23 protein-coding genes and 1 pseudogene are annotated in these 23,554 nt (G+C 71.9%); 13 read left to right on the top strand and 11 right to left on the bottom strand.

What is annotated here, in order from left to right; genetic code table 11:
* Positions 1–8 precede the first annotated feature (8 nt).
* The 5 genes and pseudogenes from DQ384_RS34110 (at position 9) to DQ384_RS34130 (ending at position 3,635) form a co-directional block, all read left to right on the top strand.
* Complete coding sequence (locus DQ384_RS34110) at positions 9–965, top strand: DUF4365 domain-containing protein (protein ID WP_114033086.1); 957 nt, start codon at positions 9–11, stop codon at positions 963–965.
* A gap of 326 nt (positions 966–1,291) precedes the next feature.
* Positions 1,292–1,855 (top strand): GNAT family N-acetyltransferase, encoded by a 564-nt coding sequence (locus DQ384_RS34115; protein WP_114033087.1) that lies wholly within the window; start codon positions 1,292–1,294, stop codon positions 1,853–1,855.
* 27 nt (positions 1,856–1,882) lie between these two features.
* Positions 1,883–2,434 carry a Clp protease N-terminal domain-containing protein gene (locus tag DQ384_RS34120; RefSeq protein WP_114033088.1) on the top strand — a complete coding sequence of 184 codons (552 nt, stop codon included), beginning with the start codon at positions 1,883–1,885 and terminating at the stop codon, positions 2,432–2,434.
* 205 nt (positions 2,435–2,639) lie between these two features.
* Positions 2,640–3,181: pseudogene (locus tag DQ384_RS34125) on the top strand (IS5 family transposase); the annotation flags it as partial.
* Between the two features lies 1 nt (position 3,182).
* Complete coding sequence (locus tag DQ384_RS34130; protein WP_114033002.1) at positions 3,183–3,635, top strand: hypothetical protein; 453 nt, start codon at positions 3,183–3,185, stop codon at positions 3,633–3,635.
* Positions 3,636–4,016: 381 nt separating this feature from the next.
* On the opposite strand, the gene DQ384_RS34135 is transcribed toward DQ384_RS34130, so the two are convergent.
* From DQ384_RS34135 to DQ384_RS34145, 3 genes are all read right to left on the bottom strand, one after another.
* The gene (locus DQ384_RS34135) at positions 4,017–5,174 is read right to left on the bottom strand and encodes a CU044_5270 family protein (protein WP_114033003.1); all 1,158 of its coding nucleotides are present in this window, start codon (positions 5,172–5,174) and stop codon (positions 4,017–4,019) included.
* The gene (locus tag DQ384_RS34140; RefSeq protein ID WP_245966971.1) at positions 5,171–5,698 is read right to left on the bottom strand and encodes an RNA polymerase sigma factor; all 528 of its coding nucleotides are present in this window, start codon (positions 5,696–5,698) and stop codon (positions 5,171–5,173) included. The genes DQ384_RS34135 and DQ384_RS34140 overlap by 4 nt, the downstream gene beginning before the upstream one ends.
* A 126-nt stretch (positions 5,699–5,824) precedes the next feature.
* Complete coding sequence (locus DQ384_RS34145; protein ID WP_114033004.1) at positions 5,825–6,103, bottom strand: hypothetical protein; 279 nt, start codon at positions 6,101–6,103, stop codon at positions 5,825–5,827.
* Positions 6,104–6,225: 122 nt separating this feature from the next.
* On the opposite strand from DQ384_RS34145, the gene DQ384_RS40625 reads away from it, so the two are divergent.
* Positions 6,226–6,408, top strand: coding sequence for a hypothetical protein (locus DQ384_RS40625; RefSeq protein WP_147268987.1), 183 nt, complete (start codon positions 6,226–6,228; stop codon positions 6,406–6,408).
* 173 nt (positions 6,409–6,581) lie between these two features.
* On the opposite strand, the gene DQ384_RS34150 is transcribed toward DQ384_RS40625, so the two are convergent.
* The 4 genes from DQ384_RS34150 to DQ384_RS34165 are packed head-to-tail and all read right to left on the bottom strand — an operon-like array spanning position 6,582 to position 10,596.
* Positions 6,582–7,652: an ABC transporter ATP-binding protein gene (locus tag DQ384_RS34150; protein ID WP_245966972.1), complete on the bottom strand. Its 1,071-nt coding sequence runs from the start codon at positions 7,650–7,652 to the stop codon at positions 6,582–6,584.
* Complete coding sequence (locus DQ384_RS34155; protein ID WP_114033005.1) at positions 7,649–8,515, bottom strand: ABC transporter permease; 867 nt, start codon at positions 8,513–8,515, stop codon at positions 7,649–7,651. Before DQ384_RS34155 ends, DQ384_RS34150 begins: the two co-directional genes overlap by 4 nt.
* Positions 8,503–9,399: an ABC transporter permease gene (locus DQ384_RS34160; RefSeq protein ID WP_114033006.1), complete on the bottom strand. Its 897-nt coding sequence runs from the start codon at positions 9,397–9,399 to the stop codon at positions 8,503–8,505. The genes DQ384_RS34155 and DQ384_RS34160 overlap by 13 nt, the downstream gene beginning before the upstream one ends.
* Positions 9,400–9,435: 36 nt before the next feature.
* Positions 9,436–10,596, bottom strand: coding sequence for an ABC transporter substrate-binding protein (locus tag DQ384_RS34165; RefSeq protein ID WP_114033007.1), 1,161 nt, complete (start codon positions 10,594–10,596; stop codon positions 9,436–9,438).
* 268 nt (positions 10,597–10,864) lie between these two features.
* Here DQ384_RS34165 and DQ384_RS34170 point away from each other — a divergent pair, with 268 nt between their 5' ends.
* Positions 10,865–11,131 (top strand): DUF6504 family protein, encoded by a 267-nt coding sequence (locus DQ384_RS34170; RefSeq protein ID WP_114033008.1) that lies wholly within the window; start codon positions 10,865–10,867, stop codon positions 11,129–11,131.
* Positions 11,131–14,676: a DNA polymerase III subunit alpha gene (locus tag DQ384_RS34175; protein WP_114033091.1), complete on the top strand. Its 3,546-nt coding sequence runs from the start codon at positions 11,131–11,133 to the stop codon at positions 14,674–14,676. Before DQ384_RS34170 ends, DQ384_RS34175 begins: the two co-directional genes overlap by 1 nt.
* A gap of 90 nt (positions 14,677–14,766) precedes the next feature.
* Here DQ384_RS34175 and DQ384_RS34180 read toward each other — a convergent pair whose 3' ends face one another.
* Positions 14,767–15,444 carry a DUF4328 domain-containing protein gene (locus tag DQ384_RS34180; RefSeq protein ID WP_181871567.1) on the bottom strand — a complete coding sequence of 226 codons (678 nt, stop codon included), beginning with the start codon at positions 15,442–15,444 and terminating at the stop codon, positions 14,767–14,769.
* Positions 15,445–15,687: 243 nt separating this feature from the next.
* Positions 15,688–16,332 carry a response regulator gene (locus DQ384_RS34185; RefSeq protein ID WP_281274158.1) on the bottom strand — a complete coding sequence of 215 codons (645 nt, stop codon included), beginning with the start codon at positions 16,330–16,332 and terminating at the stop codon, positions 15,688–15,690.
* Positions 16,333–16,633: 301 nt separating this feature from the next.
* Between DQ384_RS34185 and DQ384_RS34190 the strand changes: the two genes are divergently transcribed.
* On the top strand, positions 16,634–17,344 hold the full coding sequence (locus DQ384_RS34190) for an ABC transporter ATP-binding protein (protein WP_114033092.1): 711 nt from the start codon (positions 16,634–16,636) through the stop codon (positions 17,342–17,344).
* A 40-nt stretch (positions 17,345–17,384) separates the two neighbouring features.
* Entirely contained in the window at positions 17,385–19,079 is a 1,695-nt protein-coding gene (locus tag DQ384_RS34195; RefSeq protein WP_245966974.1) for an ABC transporter permease, read from the top strand.
* Positions 19,080–19,128: 49 nt separating this feature from the next.
* On the opposite strand, the gene DQ384_RS34200 is transcribed toward DQ384_RS34195, so the two are convergent.
* Positions 19,129–20,058, bottom strand: coding sequence for an MvdC/MvdD family ATP grasp protein (locus DQ384_RS34200; RefSeq protein WP_114033011.1), 930 nt, complete (start codon positions 20,056–20,058; stop codon positions 19,129–19,131).
* 208 nt (positions 20,059–20,266) lie between these two features.
* On the opposite strand from DQ384_RS34200, the gene DQ384_RS44320 reads away from it, so the two are divergent.
* The 3 genes from DQ384_RS44320 to DQ384_RS34210 all read left to right on the top strand — a co-directional run bounded on the left by DQ384_RS44320 (position 20,267) and on the right by DQ384_RS34210 (position 22,659).
* Complete coding sequence (locus DQ384_RS44320; RefSeq protein WP_425451546.1) at positions 20,267–20,440, top strand: putative leader peptide; 174 nt, start codon at positions 20,267–20,269, stop codon at positions 20,438–20,440.
* Positions 20,382–21,440 carry an ABC transporter substrate-binding protein gene (locus DQ384_RS34205; protein ID WP_114033012.1) on the top strand — a complete coding sequence of 353 codons (1,059 nt, stop codon included), beginning with the start codon at positions 20,382–20,384 and terminating at the stop codon, positions 21,438–21,440. Before DQ384_RS44320 ends, DQ384_RS34205 begins: the two co-directional genes overlap by 59 nt.
* 214 nt (positions 21,441–21,654) lie before the next feature.
* Positions 21,655–22,659 (top strand): ABC transporter substrate-binding protein, encoded by a 1,005-nt coding sequence (locus DQ384_RS34210; RefSeq protein ID WP_114033013.1) that lies wholly within the window; start codon positions 21,655–21,657, stop codon positions 22,657–22,659.
* Here DQ384_RS34210 and DQ384_RS34215 read toward each other — a convergent pair.
* Positions 22,647–23,462 (bottom strand): ArsR/SmtB family transcription factor, encoded by an 816-nt coding sequence (locus tag DQ384_RS34215; RefSeq protein ID WP_114033014.1) that lies wholly within the window; start codon positions 23,460–23,462, stop codon positions 22,647–22,649. The genes DQ384_RS34210 and DQ384_RS34215 overlap by 13 nt on opposite strands.
* Between the last annotated feature and the right edge of the window lie 92 nt (positions 23,463–23,554).

Genomic DNA, 23,554 nt, shown 5'->3' on the forward strand with positions numbered 1-23,554 from the left:
TCCCCGTGATGCGACGCAACCCCTCCGCGAAGATCGCCAGCGAGGGTGTCACCCACACCCAGCAGGCCATCGAGGATGAGCTCGGCTGGCTGTTTCGCAACCAGCCGACCGAGGATTACGGCATCGACGCGCAGGCCGAGGTGGTGGACGGCGAGGCCGTTCGTGGGCGACTGCTGGCACTACAGATCAAGAGCGGCATGAGCTGGTTCAAGGAGGCCGGGCCAGGTGGCTGGTGGTTCCGGCCGAACAAAGCGCATGTGCAGTACTGGACGAACCACTCACTGCCGGTGGTTGTTGTGCTGTACCACCCGGAGACGAAGCGCTGCCACTGGCAGCTGGTCAACCGGGAGACGCTGGTCAAGACGTCAACCGGCGGCTGGAAGCTCATGGTGCCCAAGGCACAGGTGCTGGATGCGAGCGCCCGGGAGCCCCTGCGGAAGGCTGCCGAGGGCGATCCGTACGACCTGCGCCTGCGCGAGCTGCGGCTCGCGCAGCCATGGATGGAGCTGCTGGCCTCTGGCACGCGTCTGGTTGTCGACTTCGAGGAGTGGATTAACAAGACCTCGGGACGAGGCACGGTCTCGATCGGGGTGGACAACGAGGACGGTAACGAGCCTGAGGCACTCGTCACCTGGCACTTCTTGCCTGGGCCGGCGGACTACGCATCGGCGGTGCCGAAGCTGTTCGCGTGGGCTGACGCCCACGTGCACGAGGCGACGTACGACGAGGCGGAGTATGACCAATACGAAGCTGAGTGCTCTCTTTGGGACGAGGGAGACCAGTTTTTTACGGAGTCGTTCGAGGAGTGGAGACGGAGTCTGGTTGCACGAGGTATCCGTCCGTACCGCAACGGCGCTGGTGAGGTTGACTTCTACCGGCTTGAGCTGACGCTCAACGAGCTCGGCAAGGCTTTCTTGGTGGTGGATAGATTTGCTATGGAGGGCGGGAGGTTGCTGACAGGGTAGGGCACCCGTCCGGCAGAAAGCCTCGGGCTGTGCAGTGGCGACGTACCGCTCAAGCTCGTGGAGCAGGTAGAGCCGATCCCGTTGCAGCTCCTTGTGAGCTTCCCCCGTTCGACGGCCATGCACGGTGAGATGAGCCAGACAAGTCAGGGAGGGAAGATCGCATGCCGTCAGCCCACCCACCGGAGTTCCGGCGTCGTGCCACCGAGCAAGAAGCTCTGATGGCTGCAACGGCCGCCGGACAGCCGAAGCATCCTTCTACAGAACAACGCCCACCTCGCGGCATGAGCGGATGTTGCCCGCTGTTGGTGCCGTACTACGCTGTCACGATGATCGGTTCCGCCTCGCTTCCGGGGGGTGTCCTACTGCGCCCACTGGACGTCGGCGACGCACGTGCACTGCTCGACGCGTACATCCGCAGTCGTGAGCATCTGCGTCCCTTCGACCCGGTGCGACCTGACTCGTTCTGGACGCTTGCCGGTCAGCAGAATGGGCTCGACGAGATGGTGCAGCAAATGAAGGAGGGCAGGCTACTGGCCTGCGCGATGCTGCGAGACGGTCGTGTGCTGGGGTGCGCAACGCTCAACACGATCGTGCTCGGTCCTTCTTGTAGTGCAAATCTGGGGTACTGGGTGGAACCCGCCGAGGTCGGACGTGGCCTGGCAAGCGCGGCTGTTGCAGCGCTTTGCCAGATTGCTGACCAGGAACTCGGTCTGCACCGGATCCAAGCAAGTACGAGCCCGTCGAACGTCGCCTCGCAGCGCGTGCTGGTTAAGAACGGATTCGAACAGTGGGGGACGGCGCCCAAGTACCTGCACATCAACGGTAGATGGCAGGACTCCTGTCTGTTCCAGCGGATCCTCAACGATCGGCCGCCAAGCTTCGGTTCATGATGTAGAGAAGCATCCGCTCATCGGCAGATGCGGAATCCGACGCAGCACCTGCTGTTCGGGCTCCTGCATGTCGGTGCCGCCAACAGCATCCTGGACCGGCTCGGCGTCAGTCGTGACAAGGTCCGCGAGGCCAACGCCCGGCTGTTCGAGGCCGCGATGATCGCCGGCGGCAACGGTAGGCCACGCCGTGTCGTGGGTGACGGAGAAGCCGATGAAGCCGTCACCGGGGCACGGCGCCTGGCCGCGCGCCGTGGTCAGTCCCAGTTCCGTTCTGAGCACCTGCTGTTCTGCCTGGCCCTGGATCCCGGCTCCTCGGCCCGCCGCGTCCTCAACGACCTGGGTGTCGATACCGCCCGGTTCAAGAAGGAACTCCAGGAGTGGGTCGCCCCGGTCCAGCGTCGGCAGCGCCGCATCGGCAAGTTCAAAAGGAAACGACCGGGCCTGCTCTTTCTGCGGTCGCAAAACCTCGGCCCCCTCGTCGCCGCCCCGGCGTCTGGATCTGCGGAAGCTGCGCTCAAACCGCCGTCGAGATCCTCCGCGCGGAGCCACGCGGTCTACGCGGCGGCTGATCAGCCGTGATGCTGGAGAACCTTCCCGACCAAATTTCGGGTCCTCGCCTCCGTTCGTACGCCCCAGTCTCTGCATGTCCCTGCTGTCGCGGTGGAAGCTGAGGTACCGTCCTGCCCCCGGGCAGTATGCGCCTGCCTGAGCTGGCCCGCGTTGATCGTGGGTCGTAGCCAAGGTTCTTAGAGCGTGACTCATTTGGGAATTGATCGTTAGATCGATCGGGGATGCGTTCCTTCAGCGGCTGGTGCCTGATGACTTGTGGGACTTGTTCCAGCGGGTGGTTCCACCGGCGCCGACGCGGCCGCAGGGTGGCGGGCGACGGCGGGTCGACGATCGGGCGATCTTGGCGGCGATCGTGTACGTCGCCACTACCGGTTGTGCGTGGCGGCAGTTGCCGCCGGTGTTCGGCGCCTCCTGGCAGACGGTGCACCGCCGCTTCGGCGAGTGGAGCGCCGCGCGTGTGTGGGCCAAGCTGTACCGGATTCTGCTGGACGAACTCGGCGCCCGAGGTGAGCTGGACTGGTCGCGGTGCGCGATCGACTCCGTGAGCGTGCGGGCGACCAAGGGGGGGAGCTGACAGGTCCGAATCCTGTCGATCGAGGCAAGAAGGGGTCGAAGATCCACCTCATTACCGAGCGGACCGGTCTGCCCATCTCTGTCGCGATCAGCGCCGCCAACGTCCACGACAGCCTGGCGCTGGAGCCGCTGGTGCGCAGTATCCCGCCGATCCGTTCCCGCCGCGGACCACGACGCCCGCGAGTTGCGGCAGGCCGCCGACCCCGAGGGCCGCGGCCGGTACCTGTGCGCCTGCTTCCAGCAGATCCAGGCGTCCTTGGGCATCGACGCGCCCAGGCTGCTGAAGGCCGCCTACGCCGCGGTCCTGTCCGGCGGCGCGGACCTGGCGCCCGACGCCGGCGCCGTTCAGGCCGCCGCCGACGGGGTGATGGACGTCGCGCGCACGGTCGCGGCGTCCGGCGCGCGCCTGCGGACGGTGCTGATCGCCGCCCGGCGCGCGGCCGGGCCGATGCACGCGGTGATGGCACCGCGGGACCGCGCGGCCAGGCTGCTGCTGGCCCAGCCGCACCCGGTGTGGCAGGCCGCACTGGCCCCGCACATGCCGCCCTACGCCCGCGGCTTCGTCGGCATCGACGGCTGCCGCCAGCTCCTGGACGCGGCACTCGCCTCCGCCTTCGGCATGCCCGCCGGTCGCTGATCCTGCTCTTGCGGGTTACCTGGGCGTCATCTCCCTGTTCACGTACACCGTGCGGTTACGCGGCGGCCACTACGCCGCCCACATCGTCCCGGACGTCCTCGCCGAGGACCTGCGCGAGTTCTACGCCGCTCTGCGCTGACGAGGCGGAAAACCGGTGCGTGCCCTGTCCCGCGGAAATTGGACAGGGCGCGCACGCGGGCCGCTCACTTCTCTCGGACGTCCCGGGTCTCGTCCGCTTCTCGCGGACGTCCCGGACCTCGCCCACTTCTCGCGGCTCTCCAGGATCTCGCCGACGCACGTGTCGACGTGGGTCGTTTTGTACGCCCGCTCAGTGCGCGTGGACCTTGAGAAGAGGCATCGGCGGGCGGACGACCAGGACGCTCAGGGCTTGACGGGCGGCCGGTCCGTCCACGTGGCCGTGGTCGTGGCCGCCCACCAGGTCGCGGTGCCGGGCTTCGCCCAGGCGTACGCCCCGGTCGGGTGCACGGCCACGATCTGGTCGGTGAGCAGGACGCCCGTCTCGGGGTCGATGATGAGCTGCCGCTCGAAGCCGCCGCCCGCCCAGCTCTCGGGGCGCGCGATGCCCTGCCCCTGGCGGCCGAGCGCGTCGGTGACCGCGCCGAGCGAGCGCACCCCGTCCAGGCCGGCGAGCACCCGGTAGGCCGCGGCGCGGACGGCGGGTTCGACGGGCATGTCCCGCAGCAGCCCGGACGTCACCTGGTACAGCCAGGACGTCGCGTCCTGCGCCTCGTCCGACTCGGTGCCGTGCCCCGCGTACCCCTTCAGCAGGTACTTCTTCAGCGCGCCCTCGCCGGTGGGCAGCGCCTGGAGGTCGGCCACCGACACGTTGCGCCCGGCCAGCTCGAACACCTTGTCGCCCACGTTGATGGCGTTGCCGAAGGGCTTGCCCGCCTTGGCCTCCAGGACGAGCCCGCCCGCGGCCTTGCCCTTCGGGGCCGGCACGTCCACCACCCACTTGGCGGGCGAGCCGTCCCGCCTCCAGGCGTCCTCCGCGCCCGGGGCGGGCCTGGTGCCGAGGTTCTGGTTGACGAACCAGCTCTCCTTGTCCGGCGAGCGGGCCACCCACAGACGGCTGCGGGTGGTGGAGTTCACCATGTACCGCACCGCCTTGCCGGCCTCCTGCGCGACGCCGATCTGTCCTTCGACGTACCAGTACGCCCCTCTCGTCGCGGGGGCCCTCAGCGACGACTCGGCCGCGACGAGCAGCACCTGCCGGGCCGACAGGCGGACGCTCGGGGACGTGGACGGCGCGTTCGTCCCCTCCGCCACGGTCGCCGTGCCGATCGCGGGGACGTCGGAGGTGCCCCCCGTGGCGGTGACCGTGACGGCGACGGCGGTGGCGGCCGCCGCGCCCGCCAATCCGAGGCCCCACACCGGCCTGGCGATCTTCCGGGAGCGCCTGGCCGGCGCCTGGGGCCCCGCCATGGCGCGGGCGAGCTCGGCGGCCCGGGTGCGCTCGCTCACCGGCGCGTCGAGGTGGGACGGGCGCGCGGCCCGGAGCTGATCCATCGGGTTCATGACCACTCCTCACTGAGACTGCGCACCCGGGACGGGGACCGCACGGCCGACGCCGACTTCATCGCCCCGGCCAGCCGCTTGCGGGCACGGTGCAGCCGTACGCGGAAGGCCGCGGGAGAGCATCCGACGACGCGGGCCGCGTCGCGCGGGGACAGCCCCTGCCAGGCCACGAGGATCAGCAGCTCCCGCTCGGCCGGCGCCAGCGAGGCCAGCGCCTTGAGGACGACCAGCCGCTCGGCGACCTGCTCGGCGTGGTCCTCCTCGGTCCACGCCCGTAGCTCGTCGGCGAGCGACTCGCGCCTGATCTCGGCGCGGATGTTGTCGCGCAGCACATTGCGGGCGACGACCAGCAGCCACGGCAGGGCGGGATCCGGCACGTCGCCGAACCGCCGCCAGGCGATCGCGAACGTCTCGCTCACCACCTCGTCCGCGACCTGCCTGCCGGCCTGGCTGACCACGTAGGCCCATACGCGCTGGCGGCACTCGTCATACATGGTGGTGAACCGCTGAGAAGCGTCCGTCACCGCCGGCCCCCTTCGTCCCGGGTGTTTCTTTCCGACACGAGGAAGTGGGCCGAGACCCTCGAATGTTACAAACGACTCCAAAACGGGTGTCCGAGGGAGCCGGCGGCGACGGTCTGCCGCACGATGTCAGAAGCCGGGGAAGACCGCGCGCAGGTCGTCCAGGGTGAGCGCATCCCCGGTCAGCCGCACCCCCTCCGGGGTGTGCTCAGGGGCGTGGCGGCCGGAGACCAGGCGCAGCCACCACTCGGCCGGAGCGGTGAGGACCGCGTCCGGCGCGCCGGGGACGCCCGTGAGGCGTACCGCGTCGCGGATCTCCAGCCCGAAGGACCGCTCCGGGTCGGTCGTGCGCACCTCCACGGTGGCCTCGCGCCCGCCGAGCCCGTCCGCCTTGCCGAGGAAGCCCACCAGGCGGTCGAGGCCGTCGAGCAGCAGGTCGATGGCCTCCGGGTTCAGCGTCGCGGCCGGATCGAACGCGGCCTTGACGTCCGAGGTGTGGTAGGCGAACTCGCTGAGCCGCCGACCTGATCGTGCAAGCCGTACGGGAGGGAGACCTGAACCGCGTCGACAGCCTGGCAGAGGAACTGTGGCTCGCGGCTCGCCGGGGCGGCATGAACGATCTGGCGATCGACCTGTGGGACGCCCGCGAGATCGGCGAACAGGCGCTGATGTTCGCGATCGAGAACAACGGGGTCGCCGACCCCCGCCAGTGACTGGGTGCGAGCGCGCTTCGTCTTTCGGCAACGTGCTCCAGGAGGCGGCGGCGGCCGCATCCGGTCGGCGGGAGCGCGCCCGGCGGCGCCGGCCGGGATCCGCATCACGCCGATCATGTGCTGATTTATGCCGATACAGCCGTCGCCGTTCCTGCCGATACGGCGCTCGCCGTTCACGCCGACACGGCCTCCGCCGCCGCGGCGGGCGTGCGCGCGGCCACCAGGACCGGCCGTTCGACGAGGCGCACGTTCGCCCGCCCGCCCAGCGCGAACCGCGCGGCGTCGTGCCCGGGCAGGTCCGCGACGATCTCCGTGCCGTCACCGAGGCGCAGCAGCAGCCGTACCGACGCCCCGCGGAAGGAGGAGGTGACGATCAGCGCGTCCCCGTCCTCGCCGGGGGTGACCAGCACGGTCTCGGGGCGCACCAGGACGTCGACCTCGGGGGTGCCGGGACGGTCGCCGTGCACGGGCAGCCGCTGCCCGGCCACCTCCACCAGGTCGCCGGAGAGCCGTCCGGGCAGGTGGTTCATGGTGCCCACGAACTCGGCCACGAACGGCGTCGCCGGGCGGTCGTAGATCTCCGCCGGGGGCCCGGACTGCTCCAGCCGACCCTCCCGCAGCACCGCGACGTGGTCGGCGACCGAGAGGGCCTCCTCCTGGTCGTGGGTGACGAAGATCGTGGTGATGCCGAGGGAGAGCTGCAGCCGCCGGATCTCCTCGCGCAGCGTGACCCGCACCTTGGCGTCCAGCGCGGACAGCGGCTCGTCCAGCAGCAGCACCCGGGGCTCCAGCGCGAGCGCGCGGGCGAGCGCGACGCGCTGCTGCTGGCCACCCGAGAGCTGGTGCGGGTAGCGGTCGCCGTGCGAGGGCAGGCCGACCAGTTCCAGCAGCTCGGCCGCGCGGGCGTGCCGCCTGGCCGTGGGCACCTTGCGCACCCGCATCCCGAACGCCACGTTGTCACGGGCGTTGAGGTTGGGGAACAGGCTGTAGGACTGGAAGACCATCCCGGCGTCGCGGCGGTTGGCCGGGACGCGCGTGATGTCCTCGCCGTCGAGGAGCACCGCCCCCTGGTCGGGGGTCTCGAAGCCCGCGACGCAGCGCAGCGCGGTCGTCTTGCCGCAGCCCGACGGCCCGAGCAGGGCGATCAGCTCGCCCGGCGCGACCGTCAGGTCCAGGCCGTCGAGGGCGACGGTGGTGCCGAAGGTACGGCGCAGCCCCCGGAACTCCACCTGAGCCCCGTTCACGATCGACTCCTTCTGGTTCCCGCGGTTGAGAGGACGAGCAGCAGCAGCCACGTGAGCAGCAGGCTGAAGATGGACACCGCGACCGACAGCGGGGCGTTCGCGCCGGAGATCGTGACGATCCACACCGAGAACGGCTGGAAGCCCAGCAGCCGCGCGATCGTGTACTCGCCCAGCACGAGGGCGAGGGTGAGGAAGGACGCGCTGGCGAGGCCGGACTTGAGGTTGGGGACGATGACCCGCAGCAGCACGACCGGCCAGGACGCGCCGCAGTTGCGGGCGGCCTCGACCAGCGTGCGGACGTCCATCGCGCCGAGCCCGGCGTCCAGCGCCCGGTAGACGAACGGCAGCGCCAGCACGGCGTAGGCGATGACCAGTACGACCGGGAACGCGGGGTTCTGGATGGAGATGATCGTCTGGTAGAACGGCGTGGCGGCCAGGTAGTCGGGCCCCCAGCGCAGCACCGTGCTGATCCCGGCGACGAACGTGATCGGCGGGACGACCAGCGGCAGCGTGCACAGCACTTCGAGCACCGGCCGCAGCCGGGGCGCGCTGAGCCGCACGGCCAGCATGGCGGGCAGCGTGAGCACCAGCACGAGGACGATCGTCGCCACCGCGAGCCCGAGCGAGAGCAGCAGGCTCTGCGCGAACCCCTCGGCAGTGAAGATCTCCCCGTAGGCGTCGAGGGTGAAGCCCGTCATGGGGTCGTTCACGGTGAACACGAACGAGGCGAGCAGCGGCGTCACGAAGTACAGCGCGGCCACGACGAGGACGACGCCCCGCCAGATGCCCCCGCGCCGGCCACGTCCGCCGCTCCGGGCGGGCGGCTCAACGTCGGGCAGGGCGGCCGGGGTCAGCGCAGCCATCGCGCGCTCCTGCGCTGAAGCGGCAGGTAGACCGCCATGACGACCCCGGCGACCACGACCATGTCCAGGCTGAGGGCCAGGGCCACGTTCTCGTGGCCGATCAGCACGTTGCCGGCCAGCGCGTCGGCGATCTGCAGCGTCACCAGCGGGACGACCGTGCCGACCATGGCCGCGGCGGTCGCGTACGCGGCGAAGGCGCCGCCGAACAGCAGGACCACCCCGCCGAGCAGGGTGGGGGTGAGCACCGGGATCCCGACGTAGCGCCAGAACTGCCACGTGGTGGCGCCGTTGTTCTGCGCCGCCTCGCGCCACTGCGGCCGCAGCCCGTCCAGGGCGGGGACGATGACCAGCACCATCAGCGGGATCGAGAAGTAGAGGTACACCAGGACGAGTCCCCAGAAGCTGTACAGGTTCCAGCCCAGGTCGCCGAGGCCGAGCCGCGTGGTGAGCACGCCGGAGTTGCCGAGCGTGGCGATCCAGGCGAAGGCCAGCGGGACGCCGCCGAAGTTGGCGAGCACGCCCGAGGCCGTCAGCACGGCCTCGCGCAGGGCGCGGAACCGGGAGGTGACCACGGCCTGGGCGAGGAAGGTGCCGAGCACGGCTCCCACCACGGCGACGAGCGCGGACAGCTTGACGCTGCTGAGCATCGCCGTCAGGTAGGCGCCCTGGAGTGATTCGGTGAGGTTGGCCGTGCTGAGCGTGCCGTTCGCGGTGAACGCGCCGCCGAGCAGGGCGACCGCCGGGATGCCGAAGGCCAGGCCGATGAACACCAGCAGCGGCAGGGCCGCGGTCCAGCCGGCGGAGCGGGTCGTGGCCCTGCCGCCGCCCCTGCCCCGTTTGTTCAGGGGGAGGGGGGCGGGAGCCGTCGAGGTCGTCTCAACCATGTGAGATCTCAACCATGTGAGGAAGCGATCGGGCCGTCAGCCGGAGACCGCGGCGCCCCAGCCGGAGGCCAGGACCTCCTTGGCCTTGGTGACCTGCTCGTCGGTCGGGAACTGGGGAGTGCCCTCGACCTTGGGGAGCTTCTCGACCAGCGCCGCGTCGGCGGTCCCGTCGGCCTGCATCGCGGGCAGCAGGACGGCGCGCGCGTACCCCTTCAGGAAGAGGTTCTGGCCCTCGGGGCTGTAGAGGAACTCTTGCCACAGGCGCGCGGCGGCCGGGTGGGGGGCCCACTTGTTGATCGCCTGGGCGTAGAAGTTGGCGTACTTGCCGTCGGTGGGGATGGTGACCTTCCAGTCGACGCCCTTGGCGGTGAACTGGTCGGTGTAGCCGGCGTTGAGGTAGTCCCAGTCGATGCTGATCGGGGTCTCGCCGTTCTGCACGGTCGCCGGGGTCGACTCGACGGGGTTGTAGTTGCCGGCCTCCTTGAGCTTCTTGAAGAAGTCCAGGCCGGGCTGGATGTCGTCGAAGGAGCCGCCGTTGGCGAGCGCGGCGGCGTACACGCCGGCGAACGCCGAGCCCGCCTTGGTCGGGTTGCCGTTCAGCGCGACCTTGCCCTTGTACTCGGGCTTGAGCAGGTCGGCGAAGGTCTGCGGGCAGGTCTTGATGCGCTTGGCGTCGCAGCCGATGGAGACGTAGCCTCCGTAGTCGTTGAACCAGTTCCCCGCGGCGTCCTTCTGGCCCTCGGGGATCTTGTCGAACGTCTGCACCTTGTACGGCGCGAACAGGCCTTCCTTGGTGCCGCTGAGCGCGAAGGCGGTGCCGAGGTCCAGCACGTCGGGGGCGCGGTCCTGGCCCTTGCGGGTCTTGACGGCGTTGATCTCGTCCGCGCTGGAACCGTCGGGGTTCTCGCTGTTGACCTTGATGCCGTACTTGTCGCCGAAGGCCTTGATGATCTCCCCGTAGTTCGCCCAGTCCGGGGGGAGGGCGATGACGTTGAGCTGGCCTTCCTTCTTCGCCGCCTCGACGAGCTTGTCGAGGCCGCCGAGGTCGGCCGCGGAGGTGGCGGTGGCGGCGGCGTTGGCGCTGGACGCGCCGGCCTGGGCGCCCGTGGTCGGGGCGGAGCCGCAGGCGGCGGCGAAGGAAGTGCCGACGGTAAGGACGGCGGCCAGGCCGGCGATACGCGCTCGTGATGAATGCACTCTTGCTCCCACTTTCGGAGGTTGTGGGATGAAGATAGGAGAGCCGGGTCAACGGCTCGCGTCTACTTCGCTGCGACCGGGTGTCGTTATGTGAACGGCTGGTGACTTACTCGTTCGCATACTTTCACGATCATCGTCGCCTGGCGATGGCGAGCTCCGGCCTGGGATGATTTGCCCTCTGGGCTCTGGGAACGTATGTTCGAAGTAGCACCGCCCGCCTTCCCCCGGGTGCTCCAAGTTCCACCAGGCCCAGGGAGAAGAAGCGCCATTGAGCAGAATCTACGGCGATCCCATCGAGGTGTGGACGCGCGACGGCGAGCCCGCCCGCTTCGTCTGGCGCGACCGGCTCTACGTCGTCCGCCGCGCCCTCGACCACTGGGTGACCTCCCGTGAGTGGTGGAAGATCTCCGAGGCCGACCCCGGCGAGCGCCGGTTCTGGCGGGTGGAGGCGAGCCCCGGCAAGGACGTCGGCACCTACGAGCTGCGCTTCGACACCGCCAGCGGCGGCTGGCTGATGCTCAGGGCGTGGGACTGATGTTCCCCCACCTCCACGTCGCCTCCGCCTACTCCCTGCGGTACGGGTCGGCGTTCCCCCGGGACCTGGCCGCGCGCGCGGCGGCGCAGGAGATGGACGTCCTCGCGCTGACCGACCGCGACGGCATGTACGGCGCGGTCAAGCACGTCCAGGCATGCGCCGAGGCCGGGGTCGGGCCCGTCGCCGGCGTCGATTTCGCCCTCGGCGAGCCCGGCGGCGGACGGCACGGCGAGGACGGCGACCGGGTCACCGTCCTGGCCAGGTCCGGCGGGTGGGCGCACCTGTGCCGGCTCACCACCGCCGCCCACCACGCGGGGGAGCGGGGCGAGCCCCGGGTGACCCGTGAGCTGGTCGGCCTGCACGCGGGTGAGCTGCTGGTCATGCTCGGCCCCCGCTCCGACGTCGGCCGGGCGGTGGCCGCGCGCCGCGACGAGCGCGCCCGCGCGCTGCTCGCCGCCTGGCGGGCCGCCGTGCCCGACGTCGTGGTCGAGGTCGTCGACCAGTTCGGCCACCGGGACGCGAGCACGGCCGCGCGCATGCTCGCCCTGGCCGAGTCGGCGGGCGTGCCGTCCGTGCTGACCAACGCCGTGCGCCACCTGGAGCCGGGGGACTACCGGGTCGGCGACGTGCTGGACGCCGCGCGCAAGCTCGTCCCCCTGCACCCGCGCCACCTGGAGCACTCCGCCTCGCATGCCTATCTCAAGAGCGGCAAGGAGATGTGGCACGTGGCCCTGCGCGTCTGCGGGGGCGACCGGGGGCGGGCGACGCGGCTGCTCGCCCGGACACGGGAGGCCGCCGAGCGGTGCGTGCTCGACCCGCTGGAGGTTCTCGCGCTGCGCGGCGGGCGCGAGCGCCTTCACCTGCCGGAGGTCGACGGCGATCCGGTCCCCCTGCTGCGCGGCCGGTGTGAGGACGGCCTGGTGGCCCGGGGGCTGGAACGGTCCAGCGAGGCGCGGGAGCGGCTGGAGGACGAGCTGCGGATCATCGAGCGGAAGCGGTTGTCCGGATATTTCATCGTCGTCTCCGATATTACGGACATGATCCGCGGAATGGGCGTGCGCTGCGCGATCCGCGGCTCGGGCGCAGGCAGCCTGGTCAACTACCTCGTCCGCATCGGCGAGGTGAACCCCCTCGACCACGGCCTGCTGATGGAGCGCTTCCTGTCCGAGGGCCGCGAGGGCCTGCCCGACATCGACGTGGACGTCGAGTCCGCGCGCCGCCTCGACTGCTACCGCGCGATCCTCCAGCGGTACGGCGAGGGCCGCGTGGCCTGCGTCTCCATGATGGAGACCTACCGCGCCCGCAGCGCGATCCGCGACGTCGGCGCCGCCATGGGCCTGCCGCCCCACGAGATCGACGTCATCGCCAAGGCGTTCCCGCACATCCGGGCCAGGCAGATCCGCGCCGCCCTGACCGACCTGCCCGAGCTGCGCGACAGCGGCCTCGGCGGCCACGCCCTGCGCACGATGTTCGAGCTCGCCGAGAAGCTGGACGGGCTGCCGCGCCACATCGCCCTGCACCCGTGCGGCGTGCTCGTCGGCAACTCCGGGCTGCGCGACCGCACCCCCGTCGAGCGCAGCCTGCTGGAGTTCCCGATGAGCCAGTTCGACAAGGACGATGTCGAAGAGGCCGGGCTGCTGAAGCTCGACGTGCTCGGCGTGCGCATGCAGTCGGCCATGGCCTACGCCCTCGGTGAGATCAAGAGGGTGGACGGCGAGGACGTCGACCTCGACCGAGGCGTTCCCCACGACGACGGCGCGACCTACGACCTGATCCGCACCGGGCACACGCTCGGCTGCTTCCAGATCGAGTCGCCCGGTCAGCGCGAGCTGGTGGCCAAGCTGGAGCCGCGCACGATGCACGACCTCATCGTCGACATCTCGCTGTTCCGCCCGGGACCGGTCAACTCCGACATGGTCACCCCCTACCTGGAGGCCCGGCACGGCTGGCGCGAGCCGCACTACCCGCACCCGGCGCTCAGGCCCGCCCTGCGGGAGACCCACGGCGTCGTGATCTTCCACGAGCAGGTCCTGAGGGTCGTCGACGCCATGACCGGCTGCGGCCTGTCGGAGGCCGAGACGATCCGCCGCAAGCTCTCCACGTCCGAGGGCCGCGATGAGGCCCGCGCGTGGTGGGAGGCCGAGGTGCTCCCCGACTTCGACCGCGAGACCACCGACCGCGCCTGGCAGGTGCTCGACGCGTTCGGCTCGTTCGGGTTCTGCAAGGCGCACGCGGCGGCGTTCGCGCTGCCCACCTACCAGTCGGCGTGGCTGAAGCGCCACCACGCGGCCGCGTTCTTCGCCGGGGTGCTCACCCACGAGCCGGGCATGTACCCCAATCGGGTCATCCTGGACGAGGCCCGCCAGTGCGGGGTCGCCGTCCTGCCGCTGGACGTCAACGCCTCCGGCCGGCAGTGGCTCGTCGAACGCTGCCCGCCGCCCCCGCCGCCGCCCGGCGTCCCGCCCGAACAGGACCCTCCCCGGCGCGTCGGTGAGGGGTACGGCCTGCGGGTGCCGTTCTCGTCGGTCAAGGGGATCAGCGAGGCCGAGGTCGAGCGCATGGTCGCCGGGCAGCCCTACACCTCGCTGGCCGACTTCTGGGAACGCGCCCGCCCGTCGCGGCCCGTCGCCGAGCGCGTCGTCCAGGTCGGCGGCGTGGACGCGCTGCACGGCCTGCACCCGGGCGGCCCGCGCTGGCGTCCGGGCGAGCTGACCAGGCGCGACCTGCTCGCCCAGGTCGGCGTCCTGGAACGGGCCTCCGCCACGGGCGTGCGGACCAGGCCCGGCGCCCGGCGTACGGCGCGGCGCGGCGAGACCGAGCGTGGCTGGGCCGGAACCTCGCCCGACCCTCCGGCAGGCCCGGCCGTGCAGATCCCGATGGGCTTCACCGAGCACATCCGGCCCGGCGAGCTGCCGGAGATGACCGAGGCGGAGGCCGTGCAGGCCGAGCTGGAGATCCTCGGCATGGACGTCAGCCACCACGTGATCGCCTTCCACGAGGACCTGCTCGCCGCGATCGGCGTCGTCAGGGCCGGCGAGCTGCTCACGATGCGCAACGGCGCCGAGATCCTGGTCGCCGGGGTGAAGGTCGCCACCCAGACCCCGGCGGTGCGCTCGGGGCAGCGGGTCGTCTTCACCACCCTGGACGACGCGACCGGCCCGATCGACCTCACGTTCTTCGAGTCGGTGCAGGGACACTGCGCCGCCACGCTGTTCGGGTCGTGGCTGCTGGTCGCCCGGGGCGTCGTCCGGCGGGTCGGCGCGCGGGCCGTGTCCCTGCGCGCCCTGGACTGCTGGAACCTCGTCGAGCTCGACGAGATCTGGCGCACCGAGGGCATCGGGGCGGTGCGGGCGGTGCTGGACGCCGCCCCCCGCGACCGGGGCGGCGTCGGAGGGCGGAGCGTCGAGTACGGCAACGGCTACCGGCTCTCGCCGTACGCCGACATCGGGCCCCCGGCGGGCGTGCGGACCGCGCCGCGCAAGCTGTGGCACGCGAGCCCGGGCAGCTCGGGCCCTCCGCCGTCGGCTCAGCGCCGGGGACGCTGAAGCGGCACGGCTCCCGTCGTCGGGTTCCGCGCCGGGGACGTTGAAGCGGCACGGCCTCCGCCGTCGGTTCCGCGCCGGGGGCGCCGAGCGTCAGTCCTGGGCGGGGTAGGTGTGCCGGGGCAGCGACCGCAGGGCGGGCAGCAGCTTCAGGCGGGGCGCGATGCCCGAGGGACGCGCGCTCATGCGCGCCTCGGTGAGCTCCCGCACCGTCGCCGCGCACAGCACGGCGGCCAGCACCGCTACCGCGAGCTCCGCCACGCCGAGCCCGGTGAGGTCCTTGCCCTGGGGCGAGTGCGTCATGGGCAGCCGGGCGAGAATGAGGAACACGAAGCCCAGCCAGCTCGCCCACCAGCCCGCGACCAGCACGCGCCACGTCTTGCGCCGGCCCTCGCGCAGCCCCGCGTCCTCCCGCAGGGCGTGCAGAAGCAGCGCGGGGGCCGCCAGGTTCAGCACGGGCACGAACCAGGCGATGCCGATCATCCCCGGCGTGGCGCCGGCCTGCCGCAGCCAGGCGAAGTACGAGCATCCCGCCGCGACCGTCGTCGCGGCCACCAGCAGGATCAGCACGGCGAACCACGTCACCGCGCCGGAGACGGCCTCGGCGCCCGGGGCGTGCGGATCGTTGCCCAGCAACGCCATCTGCCGCGCGAGCGTCCTGCCCCGGGCCTCCTCGAAGACGACCAGGCATGTCAGGGTGGCGATCTGGGCCGCGAGCGCCAGGTAGACGCCGACCGCCGCCCTGCTCACTGAGGATCTGGCATAGCGCATGTTGTCTCCCCCCGGCATGCGCCATTAGTCGTGTTCGCTCTGCGACGTAGCGCGACGCCTGACTCACTCCTATCCACGAGATCCCCGCGCTAATCGGCGAGCCGAGGGGGAGATCCGTGACACGCGCGAGATGATCTGAGGTTCGCTCGGGTCCGGTGGCGGCGACCTGGAGTGATGGTCACGGGCACCGTCATCACGCCGCCACGCCGGCGATGATCCCGCCGTGTCTCCGCGGCGGTGTTCCTAGCGGACGACGCCGGACTCCCAGGCCCAGGCGGCGATCTCGACGCGGTTACGGGCGCCCAGCTTCGCCTGGATGCTGCCCAGGTGCGTCTTCACCGTGGACAGGGAGACGAACAGCTCCGCCGCGACCTCCTGGTTCGTCCGCCCCCGGGCGACCAGCCGGACGACGTCGAACTCCCGCTCGGTCAGCGGGTCGCGGGGCGGCCTGCCCTGGACGGCCGCCGGCCGGGCGAGGTGTCGCAACAGGCGGACGGTCACCGACGGCGAGACCAGCGCGTCCCCGTTGGCGGCGGCGCGGACGGCCTCGATCAGCAGCGTCGGCCCGCTGTCCTTCAACAGGAAGCCGCAGGCGCCGGCGCGCAGCGCGCCGTACACGTACTCGTCCAGGTCGAAGGTCGTGACGATCACCACGCGCATCGGGTCGGGCACGCCAGGCCCGGCGAGGATCTTCGTGACCTCCAGGCCGTCGAGGCGGGGCATCCGGATGTCCAGCAGGCACACGTCGGGCCGCAGCCGCCGGGCCTGCTCCACCGCCGCGGCCCCGTCCGGGACCGCCGCGACGACCTCGATGTCCGGCTGCGCGTCGAGGATCATCTGGAAACCGGTGCGCACGAGCTCCTGGTCGTCCGCGACGAGTACCCTCACGGGCCCGATTCTGCCAGTCCGCAGAGGGTGACATCGCCGCAAATGCCGGGCCCGAGCGGTCCGGAAGCTCCGGGCATGTCGTGGGGTTCCGCCTGACCGTATGCCCTGCCCTCCCGGGTGGTCATGCGGCCTTCGCATGGCGACGTGCCCTGATGTCCGGGATCGGCCATTCGGCCGATCCGGCGCGGCCCTGAATCGGACGGGCGGCCGATCCACCGGACACGGCCTCCGCGCGATGCTCGACGCCATGTCCACCACGCCCACGCCGCCCCCCACGTCCGTCATGCCGGCACTGCCCGCCATGCCGCACACGTCCGGGCACGCCGTCCTGGAAGGCCGCGCCCTCAGGAAGAGCTTCGGGCCCACCGTCGCCCTCGCCGGGGTCGACATCGCGATCGGGCGCGGCGAGGCCGTCGCCATCATGGGCCCCAGCGGCTCAGGGAAGTCGACGCTGCTCCACTGCCTCGCCGGCATCACCAGGCCCGACTCCGGCGAGGTCCACCTGCTCGGCGGGCGCATCGACACCCTCGGCGAGCGGGGACGCAGCGCGCTGCGCCGCACCCGGTTCGGGTTCGTCTTCCAGTTCGGCCAGCTCCTGCCCGAGCTGCCCGCGGACGAGAACGTCGCGCTGCCGCTCATGCTCGGCGACGTCTCCCGGACGCGCGCCGTCCAGCAGGCCCGGTCGTGGTTCGGCCCGCTCGGCCTCGCCGGCCTCGAAGGACGCCGCCCGGGCGAGCTGTCCGGCGGGCAGGCCCAGCGGGTCGCCATCGCGCGGGCGCTCGTCACGCGTCCCGCCGTCGTCTTCGCCGACGAGCCCACCGGCGCGCTCGACCAGGCCACCGGCCACGACACCATGCGCCTGCTGGTAGAGGCCACCAAGCACAACGACGCCTGCCTGGTCGTCGTCACCCACGACCCGGGCGTGGCCGCCTGGTGCGACCGCGTCGCCGAGGTCCGCGACGGCGCGATCCTCCCCTTCCGCCCCGCGCGGGGGGAGGTGCGCGACCGATGAGCCGTACGACGAGGACGCGCGCACGAGGGGCGGTGCGGTCGTGACACGCCTTCTGGACCTGACCTGGCGTCTGATCAGGGGCGGCGGGAGCCGAGGGCTGCTCGGGTCCTCGCTGACGGTCGTGGCCGTCGCCGTCTCCACCGCGCTGCTGCTGTTCGCCGTGGCCGTCAACGTCGCCTTCGCCGGACGGGCCGAGCGCGCGGCGTGGCGCAACCCGGTCACCGCCACGGGCACCCCGCGCGCGCTGGAGGCGGTGCGCGTCGAGTTCGCCGGCGACCGCGTGATCACCGTGGTGCACGTGGCCGTGCTCGGCCTCGGCGTCCGGCCGCCGCGCGGAGTGTCCCCCCTGCCCGGCCCGGGGGAGTTCGTCCTGTCGCCCGCGCTGGCCCGCGACCCCTCGGCCGCGCGCCGCTTCCCCGGGAAGGTGGTGGGGACCGTCGGCGACGACGCCCTCGTCCACCCGGGCGAGCTGGTCGCCGTCGCCGGCCACGCGCCCGGCGACGCGGTGATGACCGCGACGTGGCGCGGTGACCACCGGCTCGGCGTCTCGGCGACGAAGGTCTCGGGCTTCGCGGGCGCCCAGGACAACATGGCCGTCGGATACCGCGTGCTCGCGGCCCTCGCCGGCGTCCTCATGATCGTGCCGCTGCTCGTTTTCGGGGGCGCGGCGGCACGGCTGACGGTCGCCCGCCGGGACCAGCGCCTCGCGGCGCTGCGTCTCGCCGGCGCGACCCCCGGCCAGGTGGTCGCGATGACGGTCGCCGAGGCCGTCATGACCGCTTTGGCGGGGGCGGTGCTGGGGCTGGTGCTCTACGCGGCCGCGGCCCCGTCCCTCCAGCGGATCGAGATCACCGGCGGCACCTGGTTCGCCTCCGACCTGTGGCCCGGGATCCTCCCCGTAGCGGCCGTGCTGGCGGGGGTGCCGCTGCTGGTCGGGCTGTCGGGGATCGCCGGCCTGCGCAGGGTCGTCGTCAGCCCGCTGGGCGTGGCCAGGCGCGCGACCCCGCCGGCGATGCGGTTCGTCCGGGTCGTCGTCCTGATGGGCGCGCTCGCCCTGGTGCCCGCCCTCGGCGCGGGGGCGCGGCCGACCACCATCCTGGTCGTGCTCACCCTCGCCTTCCTCGCCCTGAACTTCGCGGGCGCGTGGGTGGTGGGGCTGATCGGGCGGATCAGCGCAGCCGGGGCGCGCACCCCCGCGCGGCTGCTGGCCGGACGGCGTCTCGCCGACGACCCCAAGTCGGCCTGGCGCACGGTGAGCGGGGTGGCGCTGACCGGGTTCGTCGCCGGGTTCACCGGCATCCTGACCCCGTCCGCGGAGGCCGGCTCGGACAGGATGACGGCACTGCTCCTGCACGACGTGCGCGTCGGCACGCTGGTCGTGCTCGCCGTGTCCTTCCTGATCGCCATCGTCAGCGCGGGCGTCACGGCGGCGTCGTCGGTCCTCGACCGGCGGCAGACGTACGCGCTGCTGCGCCTGGCCGGGACGCCGCTGGAGGTGCTCGACCGCGCCCGGCGCATGGAGACGCTCGTCCCGCTCACGATCATGGGCGGTGGGTCGATCCTGACCGGCGTGCTGTGCGCCGCGCCCTTCGCCTCGCTGTCGCCGAGCCGGGACGGCGTTCTGACGCTCTTGTGCTGCGTGGTCCTCGGCTTCGGCGGGGTCGTCGCGGCCGGGGCGCTCACCAGGCCACTCCTGCGCGCGGTCGCCACCGACCCGGCGCCCCGCCCCGACTAGCACCGACGGCACCGGCCAGTACGGACGGGCGGGCACGGTCCTGCAACGACTAGCCTCGCCCGGAATAGCCGGGCCCGGGAAGCCGTCGTTCCGGGGTGTCGGTCAGCAGTAGGTCGCACAGGGCGTCGGTGATCGGCATGCCGGTGATCTCCTCGATCAGCAGGAAGCCGCCGCCGGGGTTCACCTCCAGGAACACGTACCGGTCCTCGGGGGTCAGCGTCAGGTCGATCGTCCCGAACGACAGGCCGAGGTCCGCCATGACGCCGAGGCAGCGTCCCCGCACGTCGTCGGGCAGGTCGTGCGGGCGCAGCCGCCGCGAGCTCCTCGGGGAGTGGATCTCGGCGGCGAACACCCGCGAGCCGCTGACGATGATCCGCAGCGCGAGCCTGCGCAGCACCCGCTCCTGTGCGACGAGGGGGAACGGCCCCGTGCCCGCGGGGTCGGTGAGCGCCCCGGGCTCCTCCTCGGGGGCCGGGTCGCCGATGGCCCACGGGTGGTCCAGCACCCGGGTGACGATCTGCCCGTGGTGGGCGAGGTAGAAGTCCAGCAACTCCTCGTGGTCGGTGCTGATCAGCGTGGACGGCAGCGCGAACCCCGCCCGGCCCGCGACCGATAACTGGTACAGCTTGCGCCGGGCGCGGTGGATCACCGGGCGCGAGGCCGGCACGGCGGCGCAGGCCAGCGTGTCCCACACGTCGGAGGCGAACCCGTCCTGCTGCTGGACGGCGCCCTCGCCGGGCGGCTCGGAGCGGCGGAACCAGACCGAGGTGAGCCCGTCGAGGTCCAGGCGCCGCCCGGCGGTGAGCAGCACGCGCCGGGCGGCCCCGGAGTGGTCCAGCGTGACGGAGAGCCTGGCCAGGCCGGGGAACCGCCCGGGTTCCAGGACGAGCGCGTCGGCCCCGCGTCCGGCGAGGGCGCGGGCGACGTGCCGTGCCTGGGCGTCGTCATCCTCGGTGAGGATGAGCACGGTGCTGCTCATGCGCCGATCTCCACTCGTGAAGGCGTAAGGCCCGCCTCGCCCGGAGGCCGGTGGGCGTCGTTCGCTGGACGCTGCCACCCTGACGCGGCGGACTTGACCGCGGCTTGTCGGAACGCGGGCTGACTTGCGGATGGCTTGGATGTCGAATTTCAGACAAAACAAGTAGGGATAGTTGCAAAGCCGAGAGCGCGGGATTACCGTGGGAGACGTGAACCGCGCCGCCCACCTGACCACCCGTCGGCACGTCGATCTATGCCGGATCACCGGCTCTCTCTGTCACGCCGAGACGCCCACCGGCCGACCGACGACGACGGGAGAAGAAGATGCAGGAGCTGTGGTACACCCGCCGCACCGAGCCCACGGCGACCGGGATCGCCGCTGACCTCGGCTGGCTCGACGACGAGTTCACCCCCGAAGGCATCGCCGTGCGCGCCTTCAGGGAGACCCCCGGCCTGGAAGGCCGCCTGGGCAGGCCGCTGAGGACGCTCTTCCACGAGAGCGGCAACGTCCCCGCCCTGTGGGCCCGCTCGCGCGGCGCCTCCACCAGGCTCATCGGCCTCACCTGGACAGAGACCCGCCAGGTGATCCTCGCCCGCCCTTATGTCACCATCCGGGAACCGGAGGACCTGCGCGGACGGCGCCTCGGCCTGCCCCTGCGGCTGGACGCGCCCGTCGACGTCCGGCGCGCCTCGGCACTGCGCGGCCTGCGCAACGCGCTGTGGGCGGGAGGTCTCACCCTCAACGACGCCCACCTGATCGACGTGCCGGCGACCTCCGGCGACGGCGCGTGGGCCCCCGAGGTGGAGGCCCTGGCACGCGGAGAGGTCGACGCGGTCTACGTCCGGGGCCCGGCCGCCGTGCGCGCCGGCGAGGCCCGCGGGCTGCCCGTCGCGATCGACCTCGGCGCCCACCCCGACAGGCGGGTCCGCGTCGACGACGGAACGCTCAAGCTCATCACCGTCGACCAGCTGCTCCTGGACGTACGGCCCGACATCGTCGCGCGGTTCCTGCGCGTGGTGCTGGACGCCGCCGACTGGGCCGCCGCCTACCCGGAACAGGCGGTCCTCCTCCCGGGCGAGAACGACTCGCCCGAGGACAACCCGTCAGGGAACCACGCGTCAGGGAACCGTCACCTGCCGGACGTGACCGATCTGACGGACCTGCTCGCGGGACCGTATGGCCCGGCGGACCGATCCGACGGCCCGCCCGGCCTCAAGCCCGCCCTGTCCACCGAGCGTCTCGGCCTTCTCGCCGAGCAGGAACGCTTCCTGCGCGCCCACGGCTTCCTCGAATCCGCCGTCGACGTGCACGCCTGGGCCGACGGCACGGCGCTCGCGAGCGCCCGCGCCGGCCGCCGTACGTACCAGGAACAGACCGTATGAACCGAACCGACCACGCGGGACCGGCCGTCCCGCGTCCACGAGCCGGTACGGCGACGAGCGGGGCGCGCTCAGAGGATGGCTCGCCGTACCTCGGGGCACCGGAGGGGGAGGACGTTTCGGGGTTGGCCGCCCTCCCTCCCGGTGCCCCGCCCGCCCGCCATCCGGCGCGGCGGGCCGTCGCCCACCCGTCCCTCGCCTCCCCGTGGAGCCGGCCGTGACCATCCGCATCGGCGTGCACAACGGCAACCCGTCGCTGTTCTTCCTGGCGCGCCTGGAGCATGTGCTCGACACGTTCGACGAGCCGCTGGAGCTGTACTTCTACGGTGACGGCACCCGTACGGCGCGGCTGCTGGCCGAAGGGACGATCGACATCGGCGGCACCGGCTCCACTCCGCCGCTGATCGCCCAGGCCGACGGCCTGCCCCTCGTGTACGTCGCCGCCTCCGCCCCGCGCCCCGGCCACGGCGCCCTCGTCACGGCCGTCCCCGGCCCGGACGGCGGGGTTCACACTGTCGCGGACCTGCGGGGGAAGCCCGTCGCGTTCGCCGAGGGGTCGTGGCACACCCACTTCCTCGCCGAACTGCTCGACGGCGCGGGCCTGGCGTACCAGGACGTCGAACCGCGCGCCCCCGGCCCGAAGACCGCCGACCTGTTACGGAAGGGGGAGGTCGCCGCCTGGGTGGCGCAGGGAGCCGACCTCGTCAGGGCCGAGGCCTCACCGGACCTGGTGGTCCTCGCCGGCACGGCGGGGGTGGTCCCGGACCGCTCGGTGTTCTTCACCCGTCCCGACTTCGCCGCGACGCGCCCCCGCGCGGTCGCCGCCCTGGCCGGCGCGCTCCGGCAGGCCGACGAGTGGGTGAAGGCCAATCCCCGTGAGGCCGCCCACCTGGCCGAGGAGGCGCTGGGCGGGTCGGTGGACGCGTGGGAGGTCGCTCTGGCACGCTTTCCCTGGCGGCTGGAACCGATCACTCCCCGGTTCCTCGACGAGCAGCAGGAGGCCGCCGACATCCTGTACGCCCAGAATCTCCTGCGGCGTCCCATCGACGTCTCGGAGGCGGCGAACCCGGACCTCGCGCCCGTCGTGGCCGAAGCCCTCACCGCCGTCGCCGGGCGCGGGGAGACGCCCGCCGACAAGCGCCGCGTCAGGATCGGATCCGCCCGGAGCAGGTCCAGGCGGGGGATGAACGCGGCGGTCGCGCATCGTTCTCAGCGGGCCTGAGCCGCCTTGCCGGGCTCACGCTCGGGCAGGGTGCGGCCCGTCTCCAGCAGGGTCTTGAGATTGGCGAAGATGGACGGCCAGCCCTGGGTGACGCCTTCCAGCACCAGGCTGCCGGGCTCGAAGCCGTCGTGGACGACGGTCAGCTTGACCACCCCGCCCTGCGGCTCGATGTCGAAGGACACCTTGGAACGGGGCTCGGCGCTGAACCGGGCGAAGGTCTCGTCGTCGATGTCGTGGGCCTTGGCGAACTCCGGCGTGACGGTGTGCCAGGTGTAGGCGAGACGCCGGTAGGGGTCGGACTCCAGCACGACCTGCTCGGGGTCGGCCATCGTCACGCCCGACTCCTGCCAGACCACCATCGACCCCGGCTTCCAGTCGGACTCGAAGGCGACGCCCCAGTACTGCCGGGTGAACGTGGGATCGGTCAGCGCCTGCCAGAGGCGTTCGGGCGTGGTGTTGATGTAGGTCGTGTAGACGAACTCGGGCTTGCTCATCGGTTCCTGCTCCAATGCTATCTTCAGGTCGGCGAGCGCGTGCACGCGGCGACGGTCGTACTGGCCGATCCATCGCTCGGCCACGGCGTTGATCGGCGCGGCGTTCAGGTAGTGCAGCTTCTCCCGTCCCCGCCACACCGTGGTCACCAGCGTGGCCGCCTCCAGCACCGCCAGATGCTTGCTGACCGACTGCCTGCTCATCTCCAGCCCCGCGCACAACTCCCGCAGGGTCTGCCCGTTCCGCGCGTTCAAACTGTCCAGCAGCCGCCGCCGACTCCCGTCGGCCAACGCCTTGAACACCTCGTCCATCGCCCGCCACCTCGAATATGCAACCGTCCGGCTGCCTGTCCACCATAGGCAGCCGGGCGGTTGCATGTCAACGCGCCGAGTCTTGCGATCTC

This window comes from Sphaerisporangium album (assembly GCF_003323745.1).
Classification (GTDB): Bacteria; Actinomycetota; Actinomycetes; order Streptosporangiales; family Streptosporangiaceae; genus Sphaerisporangium; species Sphaerisporangium album.

Excerpts from the sequence above, each read along its gene's own strand:
- DQ384_RS34200 (WP_114033011.1), bottom strand. The coding sequence starts at position 20,058 with ATGAGCAGCACCGTGCTCATCCTCACCGAGGATGACGACGCCCAGGCA.
- DQ384_RS34215 (WP_114033014.1), bottom strand. The coding sequence starts at position 23,462 with ATGGACGAGGTGTTCAAGGCGTTGGCCGACGGGAGTCGGCGGCGGCTG.
- DQ384_RS34175 (WP_114033091.1), top strand. The coding sequence starts at position 11,131 with ATGTTCCCCCACCTCCACGTCGCCTCCGCCTACTCCCTGCGGTACGGG.
- DQ384_RS34180 (WP_181871567.1), bottom strand. The coding sequence starts at position 15,444 with ATGCGCTATGCCAGATCCTCAGTGAGCAGGGCGGCGGTCGGCGTCTAC.
- DQ384_RS34190 (WP_114033092.1), top strand. The coding sequence starts at position 16,634 with ATGCCGCACACGTCCGGGCACGCCGTCCTGGAAGGCCGCGCCCTCAGG.
- DQ384_RS34155 (WP_114033005.1), bottom strand. The coding sequence starts at position 8,515 with ATGGCTGCGCTGACCCCGGCCGCCCTGCCCGACGTTGAGCCGCCCGCC.
- DQ384_RS34205 (WP_114033012.1), top strand. The coding sequence starts at position 20,382 with ATGCAGGAGCTGTGGTACACCCGCCGCACCGAGCCCACGGCGACCGGG.
- DQ384_RS34120 (WP_114033088.1), top strand. The coding sequence starts at position 1,883 with ATGCGGAATCCGACGCAGCACCTGCTGTTCGGGCTCCTGCATGTCGGT.
- DQ384_RS34110 (WP_114033086.1), top strand. The coding sequence starts at position 9 with ATGCGACGCAACCCCTCCGCGAAGATCGCCAGCGAGGGTGTCACCCAC.
- DQ384_RS34160 (WP_114033006.1), bottom strand. The coding sequence starts at position 9,399 with ATGGTTGAGACGACCTCGACGGCTCCCGCCCCCCTCCCCCTGAACAAA.
- DQ384_RS34135 (WP_114033003.1), bottom strand. The coding sequence starts at position 5,174 with ATGAACCCGATGGATCAGCTCCGGGCCGCGCGCCCGTCCCACCTCGAC.
- DQ384_RS34115 (WP_114033087.1), top strand. The coding sequence starts at position 1,292 with ATGATCGGTTCCGCCTCGCTTCCGGGGGGTGTCCTACTGCGCCCACTG.